This is a genomic window from Longimicrobium terrae, assembly GCF_014202995.1.
Taxonomy (GTDB): domain Bacteria; phylum Gemmatimonadota; class Gemmatimonadetes; order Longimicrobiales; family Longimicrobiaceae; genus Longimicrobium; species Longimicrobium terrae.
In genome coordinates this window covers 141,187-158,363 of the sequence record NZ_JACHIA010000009.1, presented here as the reverse complement: position 1 = coordinate 158,363, position 17,177 = coordinate 141,187, and the positions used below count along the sequence as shown (strand labels likewise).

The window sequence follows — 17,177 nt, the reverse complement described above, 5'->3', positions numbered from 1 at the left end:
AACGCGCCCGGCGGACCGGCGTCCGCGGAGGTGCTCACCCGGACAGCGCTCCCGCCCACCGGAGCGGCAGGCGGGCCATCAGGCTTCGCCGGTCCGCCGCGGCGTGGATGAGGGCGGCGTACACGGCGCGCTCCCGCCGCGCGCACCCGCTGGCCAGGAGCTCCGCCGCGCCCGGCGCGCGCCCGATCTCCGCCCGCGGCGAGTAGGGCGGGGCGCCGGTCTCCCGCAGCACTTCGTCCACAGGGCGGCCGGCACGTAGCGCGCCCGCCGCCGCCATCAGCCGCTCCGTCGTTTCCCGCCACGCGTGCAGGTTCATCACCCCCGCGCCGTACAGGAAGTGGAGGACGTCCGTCTGGCTGGCGAGCGCGCGGTTCAGGTTGCCGCCGGCGAGCGGCGCGCGCGGCGCGGGGAGAAGGCTGGCCAGCACCACGGCCTGAAACGGGTTCAGCTCCCGCGCGGCCGCGCCGAACCACGCCTCCGCGGCGCTCCCGATCCCCCACACGCCCCGCCCCCACTCCGCCACGTTCACGTACAGCTCCAGGATGCGCGCCTTGTCCAGCGCGCGCTCCATCCGCCCGGCCAGCGCCATCTCCGCCGTCTTTCGGGTGATGGACCGCCGTGGATGCAGATACAGGTTGCGCGCGAGCTGCTGGGTGATGGTGCTGACGCCGCCGATGCGCCGCCCCGCCCGCAGCGCGGAAACCGACCGCCGGGCGAACCGGCCCCACGCCACGCCGTTGTGCGCAAAGAAGTCCGGGTCTTCCGCGCCCACGATGGCGCAGAGCGCGTACGGCGAAAGATCCCCGATGGCGGTCCACCGCGGCGGGGGGGGCGTTTCGTCCGGCGAGGCGCGCAGCCGCATGTACGCGGTGGGGCCGGGGCGCCCGTGGCGCAGCCCCGGCACATCGCGCCACGCGGCGAGCAGGCCGGAACCCGTCACCGCCATGCGAACGCGACGGCGGGTGCGGGCGCGATGCCTTTCCCGCGCGTGGGGCTATTCCTCCGCACGGGCACCTCCGCCGCTCTTTCGCGCGCGGCCGGCGAACCCGCGCAGGGCGCGGCGCAGGCGATCGTACAGAAGCGGCTCCAGGGTCCGGGCATCCATCAGCGTGCGGTTGATCCACAGGTGGCTCATGCTCACCAGCACGTCGTCCAGCGGCGCGTGCAGGCCGCCGTCGTCGTGCAGGGCGCGGATCCGCGCCAGCAACGGCGCCATGGCCGCGGAACGGGCGGCGAGCAGCGCTTCGACACGATCGGGGAGTTCGCCCGCCAGCACGGCATCGATGGCGGGGCGCAGCGGGCGGAACTCCCGGGCCCGCGCATCGCGCACGGCCGCGGGCACCTCGCCCAGCGCGCGGCCCAGGAAGGCGATGCGGTCATCCACCCCCAGCCCCGCGTCGGCAAACATGCGGTCCACGCCGGCGAGCACGATCACGTCCCGCGGCGGACCGCCCGCGGGCAGGGTGACCAGCGACAGCGCGGCTTCGCTGTCCACCGCGAAGACGGCCTCGGCCAGCCGGATCGCCCCAGGGCCGCCGTAGCGCTCCACTTCCGGAAGGTAGGTGTCGTACACCAGCCGGGACAGCCGCCCGGACGCGATCGCGGGCGCCGCCGCCTGCCCCAGCAGCGCCATCAGATGGGGAGCCGCGCGCGCGCCCGTCCGGAAGCGCAGGCGGATGTGGAACCCGGGATCGGCGTAGCGCAGAAAAAACCACTCCAGCGAGGGAATCTGCTCCCTGGCGCGCTGGACGACTGGCGCGACCAGGTCGCGCAGGACCGCGTCCGCGCTCCCGGCGCCGCAGTACAGTCTGGCGTACACCCACTCGGAGCCCGGGGCGTACGCGCGCGGGACCTCCGCGGAGTCCGGCGCGTGGACGTAGGCGGCGCGCTCCGCCCCCGCGTCCGGCGGCACGGGCGCGCCGCGCAGGAGGGGGATGACGATCTCGTGCGTAAAGCGCCCCTCCGGTCCGTGGACGCACAGGGCGCCGGGGCCGGAAAGAGCCTCGGTGAGCAGCGCCGCCGCGCGTCCCCGCAGCAGCCGGGCAAAGGCGAGCGTGCTGACCGCGTTGGAGAAGTCGACGGGAAGCTGGTTGTCCGAGTCCGCCAGCAGAACCAGGGAGGGCAGCCCCCGCTCCTCGCGCCAGCGCTGGATGGCTTGGTGGTCCCACCGCGTACCCGCCTCGGTGATCCGGCGGATCTCGGCCGCGGACAGGTTCCATCGCGCGCGGCTCAGAATCAGCCGGCCGCGCGTCACCCGGGGCAGCGCCGCCGCCCCCTCCTGCGCGCCCCAGTTCCAGTGCATGGACGCCGACTGCGCGTGGTCCTGCAGGGCGCAGAGGAAGCGGTACACCGGAAGCTCGCGCGGCGCGGAATAGTTGTGCGCCGAACTCAGCCGGGGGTGCACCTCGCGGTCCAGCGACGCCGAGCGCAGCCGCACGCGCCCGCGCCGCACGGACACGCGCAGGTCCGCCAGGTCCAGCCGCCGGTCCAGGGGCGCGCCGCTCTGCCCCAGGTACGAGATCTCCCACCCGCGCAGCACCGGCCGCGCGATCACGTTGCCGATGCGCCCCTGCGGCAGGTGCACGATCTCGGCGAAGAGGGCGTCGGGCTGCAGCGCCTCTTCCGCGGCCGCGTGCGCCTGGACGCACCGTTCCAGCTCCGGGTTCAGGTGCGCGAAGCGGCCCAGCAGGCGCGCGCCGGACGGACCGGACACGTGGCTCAGCGCCAGCTGGTAATCCCCCCGGTCCACCGCCTCGCCGCTTTCCGCCACGATGCTGCCGAAGAACGCGAGCGCGCCGGGAAGCGTGCGCCCGCCCGGCCAGCGGAGCCGCTCCACGTCCTCGTCCGTGAGCTCCACGCGGGCGCCGTCCCCGGACGCGGCCCGGCAGCGCAGGTCCGCCAGCACCCCCTCGCGCTGCACCATGGCTTCGGCCCTGCGCCGCATTACGGAATCGTCCGTGCCCACGCCGGGCATGCCGACGCCGACCTCCTCGTCCAGCGCCTCCAGCAGCGGAACCTCGCGCGTTTCGTAGCGCGCCTCGAAGCGCGCGGCAAAGGCGGCCAGCGGGTCCTGGCGCGGGGCGATCCCGGCCAGCAGCTCCACCGCGGCGGCGGCTTCCTCCATCACCCCCAGCCCGATGGACGCCGCGGGAGCGGGCTTGTACAGGTCCACCTGAAGCAGGCGCGCCTCGTCCGGCTCCACCGCCAGGCCGCGCAGCGGGGCCACGGCGCCGTCGTAGTCCGCCCCGCCCCCCACGCCGCCCGCGTCGATGGCGCGCAGCCGCCCGCCCACCTCGCGAAGCGCGGCGCTCACCGGCTCTGCGCACCCGGCCGCCTCCAGCGTGGCGGCCAGCGCCGCGGCGGCGTCCCGGCCCGTGACGCGCGGCCCCAGCTCCGGCACCAGCAGCTGCGCGTCCAGGAGCTCGGCCAGAAAGCCGTCCACCTCCTCCCGCTCGTACCCGTCCGCCAGCAGCGGCGCGGCCAGCGCGTCCAGGGTGGAACCGTGGCGGGCGCGCGCCAGCGTGTCCCGGATCTCCGGCGTGGGGTCCGCCGCGGTGAGCGCGTACTCCCGCATCCGTCCGGCGTAGCGCGTTTCCACGTAGTGCAGCCGCCCGCCCATCTCCGCCGCGCTGCTGTTGGTGCGCAGCGGCACCCGGCGGCGGACGTCCGCGTCCTCGCCCAGCACCCGCGCGAGCTCGGCCAGGTGGTCCATGTCGATGCGCGAATGGCGCGTGTACTCCCCCCGCGGGGCAAGCTCCAGGCGGGTATGCCCGCCCACGCCCACCACGCTGCATCCGGCGAACAGGCCAAATGGGGTGGGCCGGTACGCCGCGCGGCTGAAGTAGCGCACCACGGAGTGCATCAGCCGGTCGGCGTCCACCGCGCGCCCGCCCGTCATCCACGCGTCGATGGCGCTGGACAGGTCGCGCGAGGCCACGCGGATGGCCTCGCGAAGCGCGGGATCGTCCAGCACCTCGCGCAGGATGTGGAGCACGGGGCCGGGGTCCCGCGCGGCGGCGCCCGCCTGGACGCGCTCCGTCCATCGCACGAAGGTGTCGACGGGGAGCAGCGGCGTGCGCAGAACCGCGAATCCGCCGTGGACGAACGGGGCGGAGGGAGAAGACGAGGCTGGCGGCATGAAAGGCGTTTCGCGGACAGGGCCGGGGGAATGAACCCGCGGCGTCAGCTCAGGAGAAGGAGCCGGTCCCACGACCGGTCGCTGGCCGGATCGAGGACGGACAGGAGGACGAGGCCCACGCCCGCCGCGCCCTGCAGAAAGGTGGCGTCCGGCGCGCGGCGAGTTACGCCGTCGTGGGATTCCATGAAGTAGAAGCCCGCCACTCCCTGGTCCGGGCTCCGCATGGCCATGGTTTCGGCGTCCCAGCGCTCCGCGTCGGCGGGGCGGCCCAGCACGCGGAACAGGTGCGCCAGCCCCGCGGTGCCGTGGCAGAGCGAGGTGTCCACCGCCCGGTGCCGCTGCGCGTCCGCGAACGCCGCGGAGTGCCGGGCCAGGGCGTGCGCGCGGTGGAGGAGCGCGTCGTCGCCGAGCGCGCGGGAGGCCAGCAGCAGCGCCGCGGCCACGCCGGGGTCGCCGTAGCACCACGCGGCGCGGCCCGGCGCCATCGCCTCCGGCTGCCGCGGGTCCACCATGGTCCCGTAGGCGCCCTGACTGCCATCCGCCCGCTCCAGGGCCATCAGCCAGCGCACTGTTTCGCGCAGCATGGCTTCGGCCGGATCGCGGTCGGCGCCGTTCAGCAGCGCGAGCGCCAGAAAGGCGGCCACCCCCGTGATCCCGTGCGCCATCCCCAGATCGTACTTGCCCAGCGGCGTGATCGCGCGCTTGGCGGCGGGAATCAGGTCAGGCGCGGTGAGCCAGCGCATGCCGTGCCCGTCGTGCTCCGCCGTGTCGTGAAGCCGGTGGATGACGCGCCGGACCCCCTCGCGCGCGGCGGGCGCGGGCAGGCGCTCCAGAAAGTACGCGCCCAGCCCCACCACGCCGCTGATCAGGTCAAAGTGCGGCGTCACCCCGGGATCGACGCCTTCCATCAGCACCTCGTCGATGCCGTCCAGGTCAAACCCGTCGTCCGCGATGCCCAGCCGCTCGCGGTGCGCCATGGGCAGCACCATCCCGGCGAGGCCGCCGTACAGGGCCAGCCGCATGGGCACGCGGGCGACCAGGTCGCCCGAGAGCGCCACGGCTTCGGCGGCCGCCTCGCGGTGCTTCGCCTGGCCGGACGCGCGGCCCAGGTGGGTAAGAAAGAGCGCCGCGCCGGGGAGGTCCCTTACGGAGGGCTTGTCTGCGCTCCGCAGAAACGCGATGAGCGCGTCCGCGATCTGCAGAATGGATTGGTGAACCGCCGCGCGGTCCAGCGGCGCGGCCTGGAGATTGGATGCGGTCGTCAATGGAGTGTACTGCCGGGAACGGAGCGACGGCCGGCGCTCGGCGGAAATCCGCGTTGCACGCCGGCCGTCGCTGCCTTCTGTGAAGCGAGCCAACGACTACGACCGCCGGTGCATCGGCAGGCGCAGGTTCAGCACCAGGGCTAGTTGCCGAAGGTCATGCACTGCATGCCCGTTTCACACTCCGGAAGCGTGGGGCACGTGTCGGTGCACTGCCACGGGCCGGCGCAGGTGAAGTCTTCCGTGGGCGACGTGGCGGTGAAGTACGGCTCGCCGCCGGCCACCTTGCGAAGCGCCTGCCCGCCAAGCTGGCGAAGGGTTTCGCGAGCGACTTCCAGCTTGCGCTTGGGCGTGCCGTTGTTGTTCTGCTGCATGTGGGGTTCTCCATCCAGGGGTATTGGGCCGGGGTTCCGGCCGGGGACAGCACTGACCCGTCGAGAGGGAAGGTCAGGCTGGAAGCAGGCGGGATCAGTGTAGCGGCGGCGAAAGGCTTGTCCCCTCGGGGTGCCCCGCCGGATCCAAAGCTACAGGGCAGCGAGCCGGGCCGTCAACGGGAAAATTTGTCCATTTTCAGTCTGCGTTCCTGCGCCTGGGCGGAGGCGTTCCGAACGGGTCTCGGAGTACGATCATCAAGTTTCTGCGCCGCGTTTGGTGCATCACGACGGATGGGCTCCGGTGGCTGAATCCGCGCTTTGGGCGACACAAAATACATCCTTTTACGATCCGCTGGGAAAACACCGCGGAGCCGCGCCGCCGGGACGGGTTCCGCGGCGGGAAGAGGGATGCCGATCCTCCGGATCTCTCTCCATCCACCCGCGCTGCGGTGGATGGGGACGCGGTCGGCGCCAGCTAGCGGTGAGGGCCGTTCGGCGGATCGCCCGCGCCGGGGTTGCGCGCCTGGATGATGAGCGGCATTATTGATAATGATATCTCGAATTAACCAGTAGACCTGTACCGCAGGGCCCGGGTGCTCCAGATCCGCCGACCTCTTTCCGCGCTCTTCGCGCTTCTGTACCTGCTGCTTGCGGCGGGTGGAGAAGTGCTGCAGCACGGTGGGAGCGATCCGGCGCCGGCGCCCGTCCCCCGGCTTGCGCACCTGCACGCCCCCGGCGACAGCGACCACGACTGCCCGCCGCCTCCGCACGACGAAACGCACTGCCCGGCCTGCAAGCTCACCGGGCTGCACTTCATCCCCACGGTTTCCGGGTCCGGCGAACTCGCCGCGGCCTGCACCACGCTCCGGACGCCGAACCCGGGCAACGAGTCTGCCCCGGCGATCCGTTCGCACGCCCAGCCCGGTTCCCGCGCCCCACCCCTCGCCTGACGGCTCCCCTCCGGAGCTGAACCCGGCACGCCGCCGCGCGCCCCAGGGCACCGGCGGGATCTGACCGCGTCCGCGCACTTCGCGCGGCGCCGTGCCGGTCCCCCAATCCAGTACAGAACCGTACGACACCGGCCCGCGCCGGCGATGCCTTTCCCCGGAAAGCACCGCCGCGGTCCCGTCGCGCCGCCGCCCGTCCGCGTCCCGGTCCGCCATCGCGGTCCGGACCCGCGTGGACGTGCCATCGACGCGCGACGACGCACGTCCACGATGGGCGTGGCGCGCCGGTGCCGTCCATCAACCAGCGCCCGCGAACCGTCGCGGGCGCTGGGCGACGCACATCCCGAACTGACGTGAAGGACGTTCAATCGATGCGAAGCACCCTGATGGCCGCCGCTTTCGTGCTCGCCGCGCTCCCCGTTTCCGCGCGGGGCCAGTCGGGCACCCCGGCCGCTCCGATCAACCTTTCCTCCACGCGCACCCCGGCCGCGGGCGCGCTGCACGGCACCGTCATCGATGCGTCCACCGGGCAGCCGGTGGCGGGCGCCACGGTGCGCATTCTGGAGCTGGGGCGCCGGGACGTGAGCCATGCGGACGGCGCGTTCCACTTCGACGGGCTCCCCGCCGGGAGCTACACCCTGGCCGCAGAGCGCATCGGCTACGCGCCGGGCGAGCAGGCCGTGCGCATCCTGGACGGGCTGGCGGGGCAGGCGAGCCTGAAGCTGTTGCCGTCCGCGCTGCAGCTTTCCGCCGTGGTGGCCACGGGCACGGGGCGCGACCGGGGCGGGGACGACACGTATCGCCCCACCACCGTCGTCAGCGGCGCGGAGCTGCGGCGGCAGCTGGGCGCGACGGTGAGCGCCACGGTGGCGGGCGAGCCGGGAATCTCCATGCGCTACAACGGCCCCGCCGCCAGCCAGCCCGTGATCCGCGGCCTGGGCGGCGACCGCGTGCTGGTGCTGGAAGACGGCCAGCGCACGGGCGACATCGCCGGGAGCGCAGCGGACCACGGCGTGATGGTGGAGCCGCTGACGGCGGAGCGCATCGAGGTGGTGCGCGGGCCCGCCGGCCTCCTGTACGGCAGCAACGCGCTGGGCGGGGTGATCAACGTCATCCGCGAAGAAGTGCCCCGCTCGCGGCCGGACCGCCTTTCCGGCGCCGTCAGCCTGCAGGGCGAATCCGCCAGCCGGGGAATCGCGGGCGGCGCGTCGCTGCTGGGCGGCCTCGGCGGATGGGCGCTGCGGGGCGAGGCCAGCGGCCGCCGCGCGGGAGACACGCGCACGCCGCTGGGCGATCTGCCATCCACCGGCCTGAGCGGATACAGCGCGGGCGCGGGCGCCAGCCGGGTGGGCGCCCGCGGCTTCGCCGGGCTCGCCGTGCGCGACTACACCATGGAGTACGGGGTCCCCGGCACCTTCCGGGGGCAGAACATTCCCGGCGCGCACCAGGGCGGGGTGAACCTGGACGTCCGCCGCACCGCCGTCCGGGGACAAGCGGCGCACCTGGGCGGGCTGGGCCCGTTCGGGTCAGTGGAGGCGGACCTGAACCTGGTCCGCTTTCGCCACCACGAACTGGAGCGCGGGACGGACGGCGCCGAGTTCGTGGGCACGTCGTTCCTTCAGTACACGGGGACGATGAACCTCGTCGGCCGCCACCGGCATGAGGGAGCGTTCCGCAACGAGGGCGCGGTCGGCCTGTGGGGGTTCGGCAAGAACCTGGAGGTGGGCGGACTGGCGACGGGAAGCCGCAGCGCGCGCCAGTGGTCGCTCGCCGGATTCACCTATGAGGAGCTTTCGCGCGGGCGCTGGGGGCTGGAGCTGGGCGCGCGCTACGACTGGACCCGCGTGGTGCCGGAAGATGACCGGCCGGTCGCCGGCATCTCCGTGGGAACGCGCGACTTCGGCGCCTTTTCCGGCAGCGCGGCGGGCGTGTTCCGCCTGGGCGCGGGATGGCAGGCGGGGGCGCGGCTGGCGCGCTCGTTCCGCACGCCATCGATCGAAGAACTGTACTCCCGCGGGCCGCACCTGGCCGCCTACTCGTACGAGATCGGCAATCCGGCGATCGAGCCGGAGACGGGGCTGGGCGCGGACCTGTTTCTCCGCGTCTCCCGCCCCGGGGTGGAAGGCGAGCTGACCGCGTACCGGAATACGATCGGCGGCTTCATCTACTACGCGCCGACGGGGGAGCTGGACCCGCGCTTCGGCCGCTACCCCGTCTACCAGGCGCGGGGGGATGACGCGCGCTTCACCGGCGCGGAGGGGCGCATTCAGATCGAGCCGCTGCACGCGTGGGTGGTGGAAGCCACGGGGAGCTACGTGCGCGGCGACCTGGACGGGGAGGATGGAGACCATCCGCTTCCCGCCATCCCTCCGGCGCACGGCGCGCTTCGCATCCGCCGCGACGTGCCGCGCTGGTTTGCCGGGGCGGGGGTGGAGAGCGGCGCGCGGCAGGACCGCGTGTACCCGGGCTCGGCCGCGGATGGAACGCCGCTGGAACAGCCCACCGCCGGCTACACGCTGCTGAACGCGTCCGCCGGCATCCGCTGGGACGCGCGCGGTGCCCTGCACACCGTCACCCTGGCGGCGGACAACCTGACGGACGCGGTGTGGCGCGACCACCTGTCGCGCATCCGCGAAGTGGCCCCGCAGCCGGGGCTGAACCTGAGACTGCTGTACCGCGTCGATTTCTGACGTGCCGCGTGGCCGGCCCCGGGCCGCGGCGCGCGGCCGGCCAGATCAAACCCCGCCTCACCATGGACGGCGGGCAAACCCGATGGATCAAGGAGAAGGACGATGTTTACGGAAACCCGCAAGCTGATCAACCGCGCCGCGCTGGTGCTTGCCGCCACCGCCATGCTGGCCGCGTGCGACGACGACGGCACCGGGCCGGACGACCACGATCACGACGAAGCCGCCGGGCTGGTGATCCTGGACCAGAACAACGCGACCGTGGTGTCGGTAAACGCGTCGCGGCAGGTGACGGGCTCGCTGAGCGTCAAGGCGGGGCAGGCGAAGCACCTGGAGGTGTGGTTCGTGGCGGAGGACGGCGACCGCTTTCAGCCGGACGGCGCCGAGCACACGCTGGACTGGACCGTGGCCAACGAGAGCATCGCCGTGATCGACTCGCACGGCGACCACATGGATCTGGACGGCGTGGCGGCGGGGAGCACGGCCGTCGTGTTCAGCATCCTGCACGGCAACCACTCCGACTACGATTCGCCGTCGATCCCCATCACGGTCACGCCGTAACGGAGCGCGGCCAGGCAGCGCCGCAATGCAGACGGCCCCGGCGAGACAATCGCCGGGGCCGTTCCTCTGCGGCTTGATCTAGATGCGCGGGCCAGCGGAGAACGGGGGCGAACCCCGTCGACCAGCTCACCAACCCGTGCGCAGAAACACCAAAGGCCCGGAAGCTCTGGGAGCTTTCGGGCCTTTGGTTTGTGAGAGCGCCCACTCCAGGACTCGAACCTGGGACCCTCTGATTAACAGTCAGATGCTCTAACCAACTGAGCTAAGTGGGCTTGACCGACCTACAGAGCGGGCAACCGGACTCGAACCGGCGACCTCAACCTTGGCAAGGTTGCGCTCTACCAACTGAGCTATGCCCGCGTCTTTCGTACCAGTGGGCGTTATAGGATTTGAACCTATGACCTCTCGCGTGTGAAGCGAGCGCTCTGGACCAGCTGAGCTAAACGCCCTCGTCGTGCATAGCGGGGGCGGGATTCGAACCCGCGACCTTCGGGTTATGAGCCCGACGAGCTACCAGGCTGCTCCACCCCGCGACATGTACCGCAACCATACCCCGTACGGGAATCGAACCCGTGTTTTAGCCTTGAGAGGGCTATGTCCTAGGCCACTAGACGAACGGGGCTTACAACAACCTTCTACACCAGTGCTCCCGAGAGGACTCGAACCTCCACGAGCTTGCGCCCACTAGATCCTGAATCTAGCGCGTCTACCAATTCCGCCACAGGAGCATGTCAAAGCCAGCAGTGCGCCCAGAGAGATTCGAACTCCCGACCTTCTGATCCGTAGTCAGACGCTCTATCCAGCTGAGCTATGGGCGCGCAGTGCACCGAGTAGGAATCGAACCTACAACCTTGGGATTAAGAGTCCCCTGCTCTGCCAGTTGAGCTATCGGTGCTAATTGCCTGCAGGCCAAAAGGTTACAACCATCCGGCCATTTGCGCAAGCCCCCGCCGGCCGGCTCCGTTTCGCGTCCGTGACGCGGTTGGGTCGGGGCGGGGCGCAGAATATATACGACCCCAGCCCCTTTGTGAAGCCCCCCTTCACCCCGGCTGCTGCCGCGGTGCGGCGGGCGCGCCGGAAGCCCCGCGCACGAACCACTTTACGGCGTCGCGGGCCTGCGCCGGGGGCACGGTGTGCGGGCCCGCGAACTCCCGGTAGTCCACCGTGTACCCCGCGCGGGTCAACCGCGGCACTACGCGGCGGCTGCATGCGTCGATGGGGAGCACCGCGTCGTCCGTCCCGTGCGTCACGAACACGCCCGGGCGCCCGCGCCGTCCCGGCGGCGCGGCAAAGCCGGGCGAAAAGGCGATCACGTGCGAAAACAGGTCGCCGTTCGCCAGCCCCAGCGAGAGCGCGTACGAGGCGCCGTCGGAGAACCCGCCGATGGCGATGCGCGCCGGGTCGATGGCGCAGCGGCTGAACACCTGCTCCAGCGCGCGGTCGATGAACGCCACGTCCGGCCCGAAACCGCCGCGGATGCCGTCCCACGTCTGCTGCCGCGCGTCCGGCGCCAGCAGCACCACCCCGTACGCATCCGCCAGCGGCTGCAGCATGCCCAGCGCGTTGTGTCCGTTGCCCCCGGCCCCGTGCAGCATCAGGATGAGCGGCGCCGGCCGCTCCGGCGAGTGGGCCATGGGCACGTACACCAGCCCGTCGCGGCGCGGGTCCAGCCCCAGCCGCCGCAGCCCCGGCCGGTCCACCCGCGCGGGCGCCTGCGGCCGCGCGGTCAGCCGCCCTTCGTCGTTCTGATCGCGATCGGCAGACATGGAGCGGGCGGCACGGGTGCGACTGCGGGGCGGGGAATCCTGTAAACAAACGTCGTCCGGCCCTCCGCGCCAGTCCCCGGCCCCGGCGCGGCGAGGGGCGGCCCGCCGTCGCGGACCGCCCCTCGCTCGTCGTCCCCCGGAAGGCGAAACGTCAGATGCGGGATTCAAAGGTGTTGCAGTTTTCCGCCTTGCCTGATTCGAAGCCCGTGCGGAACCACTGCACCCGCTGCGCGCTGGTTCCGTGGGTGAAGCTTTCCGGAACCACGTAGCCCTGCGAGCGCTTCTGCAGCGCGTCGTCGCCGATCTGCGTGGCGGCGTTCAGCGCTTCTTCCACATCGCCCTGTTCCAGCCACTTGTGCTGCTGCTGCGAATGGTTGGCCCACACGCCGGCGTAGCAGTCCGCCTGAAGCTCCTGCATCACCGAAAGGCGGTTGGCCTCGGCTTCGCCGCCGCGGCGCGAGGCGGCGTTCACCTGCTGCGAAACGCCCGTCAGCGTCTGCACGTGGTGCCCCACCTCGTGCGCGATCACGTACGCCTGGGCAAAGTCGCCGGGCGCGCCCAGGTCCTTGCGCAGCTGATCGTAGAAGTCCAGGTCGATGTACACCTTGCGGTCGCCGGGGCAGTAGAAGGGCCCCACCGCCGCGGTCGCCTGGCCGCAGGCGGACTGCACCCGTCCGGTGAACAGGTCCAGCTGCGGCTGCTGGTACGCCTCGCCCTGCTGGCGAAAGATCTCGGTCCACACGTCTTCGGTGCTGGCCAGCACCGTGGAGACGAACGCCTTCATGCTGTCCGAGGCCGCATCTGTCGGTGCGCCGGCCTGGGACTCGGCCGAGGGCTGGGCGCCGGGCGCGGCGTTCTGCAGCCCGGACGAGTCGCCGGTCAACAGGAAGTAGACGAGGCCCAGCACCACGGCGCCCAGTCCGCCGCCCGCGGCCATGCCGCCTCCGCCCATCCCGCGGCGGTCGTTCACATTGGAACTCTGTCGTCCGCCCTGCCAGCGCATGCTCGTCTCCTCGGGAGGGTCCTGCGCTCGGCCCGCGGGCCGGCGCTCGCGGACCGCATTCGCAAGCAGGATGCTAGACGCTCAAGAGACCCCCCGGAACGCGCGCGGGCGGCGGCTTTCGCCACCGCCCGCGGGATCATCCTGCCCTGCCCGGGACTACCGGTCGGCCGGGCCGGTGCGGTTGATGTCCGGCGGCGTGGTGGCGTCCACGCGGCGGGATTCTTCGCGCAGCGCGGCGGTGTTTTCATGCGCGCGGCGGACGTTTTCCTCAGCGCGCGTGGTGTCTTCGCCGCCCATGCCGTCCGCGTGCAGGCCATCCACCGGCTGGCTCGTGTCCGGCGCGGTGGCGGCGACGCGGCGGGCCTGCTCCTGCAGGGCGTCGCGGTTTTCCTGGGCGTTGTGCACGTGCTCCACCGCCTGGCGGTTGTCTTCGGAGCCCTGGTCGCGGTTCTGGTCCATGTGGTTCTCCCCTGCGATGTCGGTTGCGCCGTCTCGGGAACGAGGCCGGCGGTCGTGCACGAGCCGTTCCGGGAATGGGACCCGGGACGTGTGCAAGCCCGGCGCCACAAAGGAGATATGGAGTGGATGGCGGGTCTCAGGGCGGCCCCCACCCGGGCTCGTACTACTCGCCCACCCTCCCCCAAAAAAGACTGGGGGAGGGTTGGGGCGGGGCGGAAAGATTGGTGCGGAGGACAAGTATCGTTCTGGGCGGAGTCCGTTGAGCGAATGAATCCGCCGCTCCGACAGCGGAAAGCCCCGACACGTCGCCCACAGGCGCCGTTCGGGGCTTCAACTGCACGGAGGACGCGAACGGAGACGGCGTTCCAGTCCGCGGAGGCGGACTTCGTGTTGTTCGAGGCGCGGTTTCAACCGCCGAACGGAGGCCGCCGACCCGCACCGAGACCTCGGCCGCGACAACCCTCCCCCAGTCTGTTTTGGGGGAGGGTGGGCCGGTGGTGCCGGCCCGGGTGGGGGCCGCCGGTGATGTCAGCCGATCGCACCCGATCCTCCCTCACCGCTGTCCCTCGCACTCACGCACTCACGCACCCAGCACTCACGCACTTCCCTTATTTCGCCGTCACCCACATCCGCACCGCCACCAGCACCAGAAACACCGCGAACGCCCGCTTCAACTGTACCGGAGACAGCGTCTGCGCCCAGTGCGCGCCAAAGTACGCGCCGATCAGCAGGCCGAACGCGATCATCAGCGACGCGGACGCGTTTACGTGGCCGTTCTTGTAGTACTCGTACGCACCCAGCGCGCCCACCGGCAGCAGCAGCGCGCCCAGCGACGTTCCCGTCGCCTGCAGCGGCTGCATCTTGGCCAGCAGCATCAGCGCCGGAACAATCACCAGGCCCCCGCCGATCCCGAACAGGCCGGACAGCACGCCGGCCCCCAGGCCGATCAGCAGAAACATCACGATCGTTCCCATCACCGCACCCCCGAAGAGAGACAATCCGTCGCGAACCGTGCCCAAGGTAACGCGCGGGCCGCCGCCGCGCCGCCCCACCCGTTGCCCGCGATCCGCGCCGTGCGCATGTTGGCCGTCATCACCCTGAGCCCACGCGCCGCAATGATCCGCATCGCACGCCTTTTCGCACTGGCCCTGCTGGCCGCCGTCCCCGCCGCCGCGCAGCGGTCGCAGACGTTTCAGCAGGGGGTGGATTACCGCATCGAAGCCCGGCTGGACGAGCCCTCCGGCGTGCTGCACGGCCGCGCGCGCCTGCGCTACGTCAACCGCTCGCCCGATGCGCTGGACACCATCTACGTCCACCAGCACCTGAACGCGTTCCGCCCAAACAGTGCCTGGGCGCGGCGGGAACTGGAGTACGGCGAGCGCCGCTTCACCGACCTGGGCCCGGACGATCACGCGTACGAGCGCTTCACCGCGGTCACGGTGGATGGGACCGCCGCGCGCGCCGTCTATCCCATCGCCCCGGACTCCACCGTGGCGGCAATCGTGCTTCCGCGCCCGCTCGCGCCCGGCGGATCGCTGACGCTGGTGATGGACTGGGACGCGCGCCTCTCCACGCTGCCGCGGCGGCAGGGCCGGGCGGGGCGGCACTACGACTTTGCCCAGTGGTATCCCCGCATCGCCGTGTACGAACGCACCGGCTGGGCAGAGCATCCGCTGCTGCCGCAGGGCGAGTTCTACGGCGAATTCGGGCGCTACGACGTGACCTTGGACGTGGCCGCGGACCAGGTGGTGGGTTCCACCGGCGTGGCGGTAGAGGGGAATCCCGGGTACCAGCCGGTGGCCCTGGGCATCGTTCCCGCCGCGGGCCCTGCGGAGGCGCTCGGCTTCCTCGCCGGGGCGGCGGCGGAGGGGCGCAAGCGTGTGCGGATGGTGGCGGACAGCGTGCACCACTTCGCCTGGAGCGCCGACCCGCGCTACATCCACGAGTACGTCAGCCGCACGCTGGTGGACGACGCCGGACGGACGCGGCCGGCGCCGGGGATCCACGCGCTCTTTCTGCCGGAAGACACGTCGTGGGCCCGGCAGGCCGCCGTCCGCCGCACGTACGATGCGCTCACGTGGCTGGAAACGATGTTCGGACCGTACGCCTGGCCGCAGCTGACCAACGTGCACCGGCTGGAAGGCGGCGGAACCGAGTTCCCCATGATGGTGATGAACGGCTCCGCCTCCGAAGGGCTGATCGTGCACGAGGTTACGCACCAGTACCTGCACGGCATGCTCGCGAACAACGAGTGGCGCGAGGGGTGGATGGACGAGGGCTTCACCTCCTTCATGACCTCGTACTATCGGGAGATGAAGGGCGACACCGCTGTCTGGCGCGGCACCATGACCGCGCTGGAGCGGCTGGAGCGCGCGGATTCCACGCAGGCCATCGCACTGCCGGCGGAGGAGTTCCGCTCGCCCGCCATCTTCAGCGCCATGACCTACACCAAGCCGTCCGCCGTCTTCCGCATGCTGCGCGAGTACGTGGGCGAGGACACGTTCAAGCGCATCCTGCGCACCTTCTTCGCGGAGTACCGCCTGCGCCACGTGACCGGCGCGGACTTCCAGGAGGTGGCGGAACGGGTGAGCCGGCGCGACCTGGACTGGTTCTTTGACCAGTGGATCACGCGCACGGACCGGCTGGACTACAGCGTCAGCCAGGCTACCAGCACGCGGCTGCCGGACGGCCGCTGGCGTACGAGCGTGATCGTGGACCGCAGCGGCGCCGCGTGGATGCCCGTCGTGCTCCAGGTGGGCGGACGGACGCAGACGCTGGATTCGCGCGCGCGCCGGCAGACGGTGAACGTCACCACGGCGGACCGCCCGGCGGAGGTGGTGCTGGACCCGGAGTGGGTGCTGATCGACTACAACCGCGCCAACAACCGCGCGGCCGTGCAATGAACCTGCTGCTCGTGGCGCTGGGCGGGGCGGCCGGCGCCGTGACCCGCTACGGCGCCGGGCGGTGGATCGGGACGGCGGCGCGCGGCGGGTTTCCCTGGGGGACGTTCGCCGTGAACCTGGCAGGCTCGCTGCTGCTGGGGATCATCGTCGCCCGCGTCCCGCCGGACGATCCGCGCCGGCTGCTGCTGGCCGTCGGCTTCTGCGGCGGGCTCACGACGTTCAGCACCTTCGGGTACGAAACGTTCGCGCTGCTGCAGGACCGCGCGTACGGAACGGCGCTGGCGTACGCGGGCGCGAGCATGGCGGCGGGGCTCGCCTGCGTGGCATTGGGGATGTGGATTGCGCGTCCATCCTGACCCTTTCCCGCCACCGGCGGACAGCGCTCCGGGCCAGCTAAATGCTCGCCCGTGTCGTGTTCTAACCGATGGACGAATGCGCGTTCACACTGTATCTTTTCGGAGGGTGACGAACCATGAGCGAAAGGAAGAAGATGGTCACCGCCGAAGAGATCGAGGAAGCCGCGCTGGAGCTGCCGCGCGAAGAACTGGGCGGCTTGATCGAGCGCCTGATCGCGAGTACGGAGGATACTCTCGAGGAGGATCTGCACTGGAGAGCGGAGATCATGCGCAGGTCGGCCGAAGTGCAGGCCGGAACCGCACGGACGGTCTCGCCTGAAGAGGTGTTCGCCAAGATGCGGGCGAGGCATCATGCGAATCCGCATTCATCTTGAAGCCGAAGCCGACCTCCTTGACGCGTATGATGGCCTGCGGGACAAAGGCGTCGCCGAGGCGTTCCAGGCGGAGATTGCCCGCGCGTTCGACTTGCTGCTCGAGTTCCCGAGACTGGGGCGCGCTTACGGTTCCGTGCGTTCCGTTCTGATCAGGCTGTTCCGATACCGGGTCATTTACCGGGTAGAGGGCGATGAGATCGTAATACTTGCCGTCGCGCATCAGAGCCGCGATGAGGCGTTCTGGTATAAGCGGCTCTGACGCACGATCCACCCGACCCGATGTCTCTCATCCGCGCGTATTCGGAGGTTCATGGGATGGATGAACGGAAGAGTTACGCTGTTCAAAC

General features: G+C 71.3%; 15 protein-coding genes and 8 tRNA genes. 7 read left to right on the top strand and 16 right to left on the bottom strand.

Annotated features, from left to right (window positions below; genetic code table 11):
- Nucleotides 1-34 precede the first annotated feature (34 nt).
- The 4 genes from HNQ61_RS15820 to HNQ61_RS15805 form a co-directional block, all read right to left on the bottom strand.
- Entirely contained in the window at nucleotides 35-946 is a 912-nt protein-coding gene (locus HNQ61_RS15820; RefSeq protein WP_170034903.1) for a biosynthetic peptidoglycan transglycosylase, read from the bottom strand.
- A 48-nt stretch (nucleotides 947-994) separates the two neighbouring features.
- The gene (locus HNQ61_RS15815) at nucleotides 995-4,138 is read right to left on the bottom strand and encodes a lantibiotic dehydratase (RefSeq protein WP_170034904.1); all 3,144 of its coding nucleotides are present in this window, start codon (nucleotides 4,136-4,138) and stop codon (nucleotides 995-997) included.
- Between the two features lie 44 nt (nucleotides 4,139-4,182).
- Nucleotides 4,183-5,403: a lanthionine synthetase LanC family protein gene (locus HNQ61_RS15810; RefSeq protein ID WP_170034905.1), complete on the bottom strand. Its 1,221-nt coding sequence runs from the start codon at nucleotides 5,401-5,403 to the stop codon at nucleotides 4,183-4,185.
- A 140-nt stretch (nucleotides 5,404-5,543) separates the two neighbouring features.
- Nucleotides 5,544-5,774, bottom strand: coding sequence for a hypothetical protein (locus HNQ61_RS15805; RefSeq protein ID WP_170034906.1), 231 nt, complete (start codon nucleotides 5,772-5,774; stop codon nucleotides 5,544-5,546).
- A gap of 593 nt (nucleotides 5,775-6,367) precedes the next feature.
- On the opposite strand from HNQ61_RS15805, the gene HNQ61_RS15800 reads away from it, so the two are divergent.
- The 3 genes from HNQ61_RS15800 (at nucleotide 6,368) to HNQ61_RS15790 (ending at nucleotide 9,969) form a co-directional block, all read left to right on the top strand.
- Nucleotides 6,368-6,724, top strand: coding sequence for a hypothetical protein (locus HNQ61_RS15800; protein ID WP_170034907.1), 357 nt, complete (start codon nucleotides 6,368-6,370; stop codon nucleotides 6,722-6,724).
- 368 nt (nucleotides 6,725-7,092) lie between these two features.
- Nucleotides 7,093-9,411: a TonB-dependent receptor gene (locus HNQ61_RS15795; protein WP_170034908.1), complete on the top strand. Its 2,319-nt coding sequence runs from the start codon at nucleotides 7,093-7,095 to the stop codon at nucleotides 9,409-9,411.
- Nucleotides 9,412-9,513: 102 nt separating this feature from the next.
- Nucleotides 9,514-9,969 (top strand): hypothetical protein, encoded by a 456-nt coding sequence (locus tag HNQ61_RS15790; protein WP_170034909.1) that lies wholly within the window; start codon nucleotides 9,514-9,516, stop codon nucleotides 9,967-9,969.
- Nucleotides 9,970-10,167: 198 nt separating this feature from the next.
- On the opposite strand, the gene HNQ61_RS15785 is transcribed toward HNQ61_RS15790, so the two are convergent.
- The 12 genes from HNQ61_RS15785 to HNQ61_RS15730 all read right to left on the bottom strand — a co-directional run bounded on the left by HNQ61_RS15785 (nucleotide 10,168) and on the right by HNQ61_RS15730 (nucleotide 14,171).
- Nucleotides 10,168-10,241 (bottom strand) — tRNA-Asn (locus HNQ61_RS15785).
- 15 nt (nucleotides 10,242-10,256) lie between these two features.
- Nucleotides 10,257-10,329: transfer RNA gene (locus HNQ61_RS15780), tRNA-Gly, on the bottom strand.
- 14 nt (nucleotides 10,330-10,343) lie between these two features.
- Nucleotides 10,344-10,418, bottom strand: a tRNA-Val gene (locus HNQ61_RS15775).
- Nucleotides 10,419-10,428: 10 nt separating this feature from the next.
- Nucleotides 10,429-10,502: transfer RNA gene (locus HNQ61_RS15770), tRNA-Met, on the bottom strand.
- Nucleotides 10,503-10,518: 16 nt separating this feature from the next.
- Nucleotides 10,519-10,591: transfer RNA gene (locus tag HNQ61_RS15765), tRNA-Glu, on the bottom strand.
- A 22-nt stretch (nucleotides 10,592-10,613) separates the two neighbouring features.
- A tRNA-Leu gene (locus tag HNQ61_RS15760) sits at nucleotides 10,614-10,697 on the bottom strand.
- A 16-nt stretch (nucleotides 10,698-10,713) separates the two neighbouring features.
- Nucleotides 10,714-10,787: transfer RNA gene (locus HNQ61_RS15755), tRNA-Arg, on the bottom strand.
- A gap of 4 nt (nucleotides 10,788-10,791) precedes the next feature.
- Nucleotides 10,792-10,864: transfer RNA gene (locus HNQ61_RS15750), tRNA-Lys, on the bottom strand.
- Nucleotides 10,865-11,009: 145 nt separating this feature from the next.
- The gene (locus HNQ61_RS15745; RefSeq protein WP_170034910.1) at nucleotides 11,010-11,735 is read right to left on the bottom strand and encodes an alpha/beta hydrolase; all 726 of its coding nucleotides are present in this window, start codon (nucleotides 11,733-11,735) and stop codon (nucleotides 11,010-11,012) included.
- A 151-nt stretch (nucleotides 11,736-11,886) separates the two neighbouring features.
- A complete protein-coding gene (gene ypfJ / locus HNQ61_RS15740) occupies nucleotides 11,887-12,738 on the bottom strand; it encodes a KPN_02809 family neutral zinc metallopeptidase (RefSeq protein WP_170034911.1) in 852 nt (283 codons plus the stop codon).
- A gap of 156 nt (nucleotides 12,739-12,894) precedes the next feature.
- A complete protein-coding gene (locus tag HNQ61_RS15735; RefSeq protein ID WP_170034912.1) occupies nucleotides 12,895-13,197 on the bottom strand; it encodes a hypothetical protein in 303 nt (100 codons plus the stop codon).
- A 608-nt stretch (nucleotides 13,198-13,805) separates the two neighbouring features.
- Nucleotides 13,806-14,171, bottom strand: a complete 366-nt coding sequence (locus HNQ61_RS15730) for a sulfite exporter TauE/SafE family protein (protein WP_170034913.1) — start codon at nucleotides 14,169-14,171, stop codon at nucleotides 13,806-13,808.
- A gap of 141 nt (nucleotides 14,172-14,312) precedes the next feature.
- Here HNQ61_RS15730 and HNQ61_RS15725 point away from each other — a divergent pair, with 141 nt between their 5' ends.
- The 4 genes from HNQ61_RS15725 to HNQ61_RS15710 all read left to right on the top strand — a co-directional run bounded on the left by HNQ61_RS15725 (nucleotide 14,313) and on the right by HNQ61_RS15710 (nucleotide 17,089).
- Nucleotides 14,313-16,100, top strand: a complete 1,788-nt coding sequence (locus HNQ61_RS15725) for a M1 family metallopeptidase (protein WP_170034914.1) — start codon at nucleotides 14,313-14,315, stop codon at nucleotides 16,098-16,100.
- Nucleotides 16,097-16,456, top strand: coding sequence for a fluoride efflux transporter CrcB (crcB, locus tag HNQ61_RS15720; protein WP_170034915.1), 360 nt, complete (start codon nucleotides 16,097-16,099; stop codon nucleotides 16,454-16,456). Before HNQ61_RS15725 ends, crcB begins: the two co-directional genes overlap by 4 nt.
- Before the next feature lie 116 nt (nucleotides 16,457-16,572).
- Entirely contained in the window at nucleotides 16,573-16,830 is a 258-nt protein-coding gene (locus HNQ61_RS15715) for an addiction module protein (RefSeq protein ID WP_170034916.1), read from the top strand.
- Complete coding sequence (locus HNQ61_RS15710) at nucleotides 16,808-17,089, top strand: type II toxin-antitoxin system RelE/ParE family toxin (protein WP_170034917.1); 282 nt, start codon at nucleotides 16,808-16,810, stop codon at nucleotides 17,087-17,089. Before HNQ61_RS15715 ends, HNQ61_RS15710 begins: the two co-directional genes overlap by 23 nt.
- Nucleotides 17,090-17,177 lie beyond the last annotated feature (88 nt).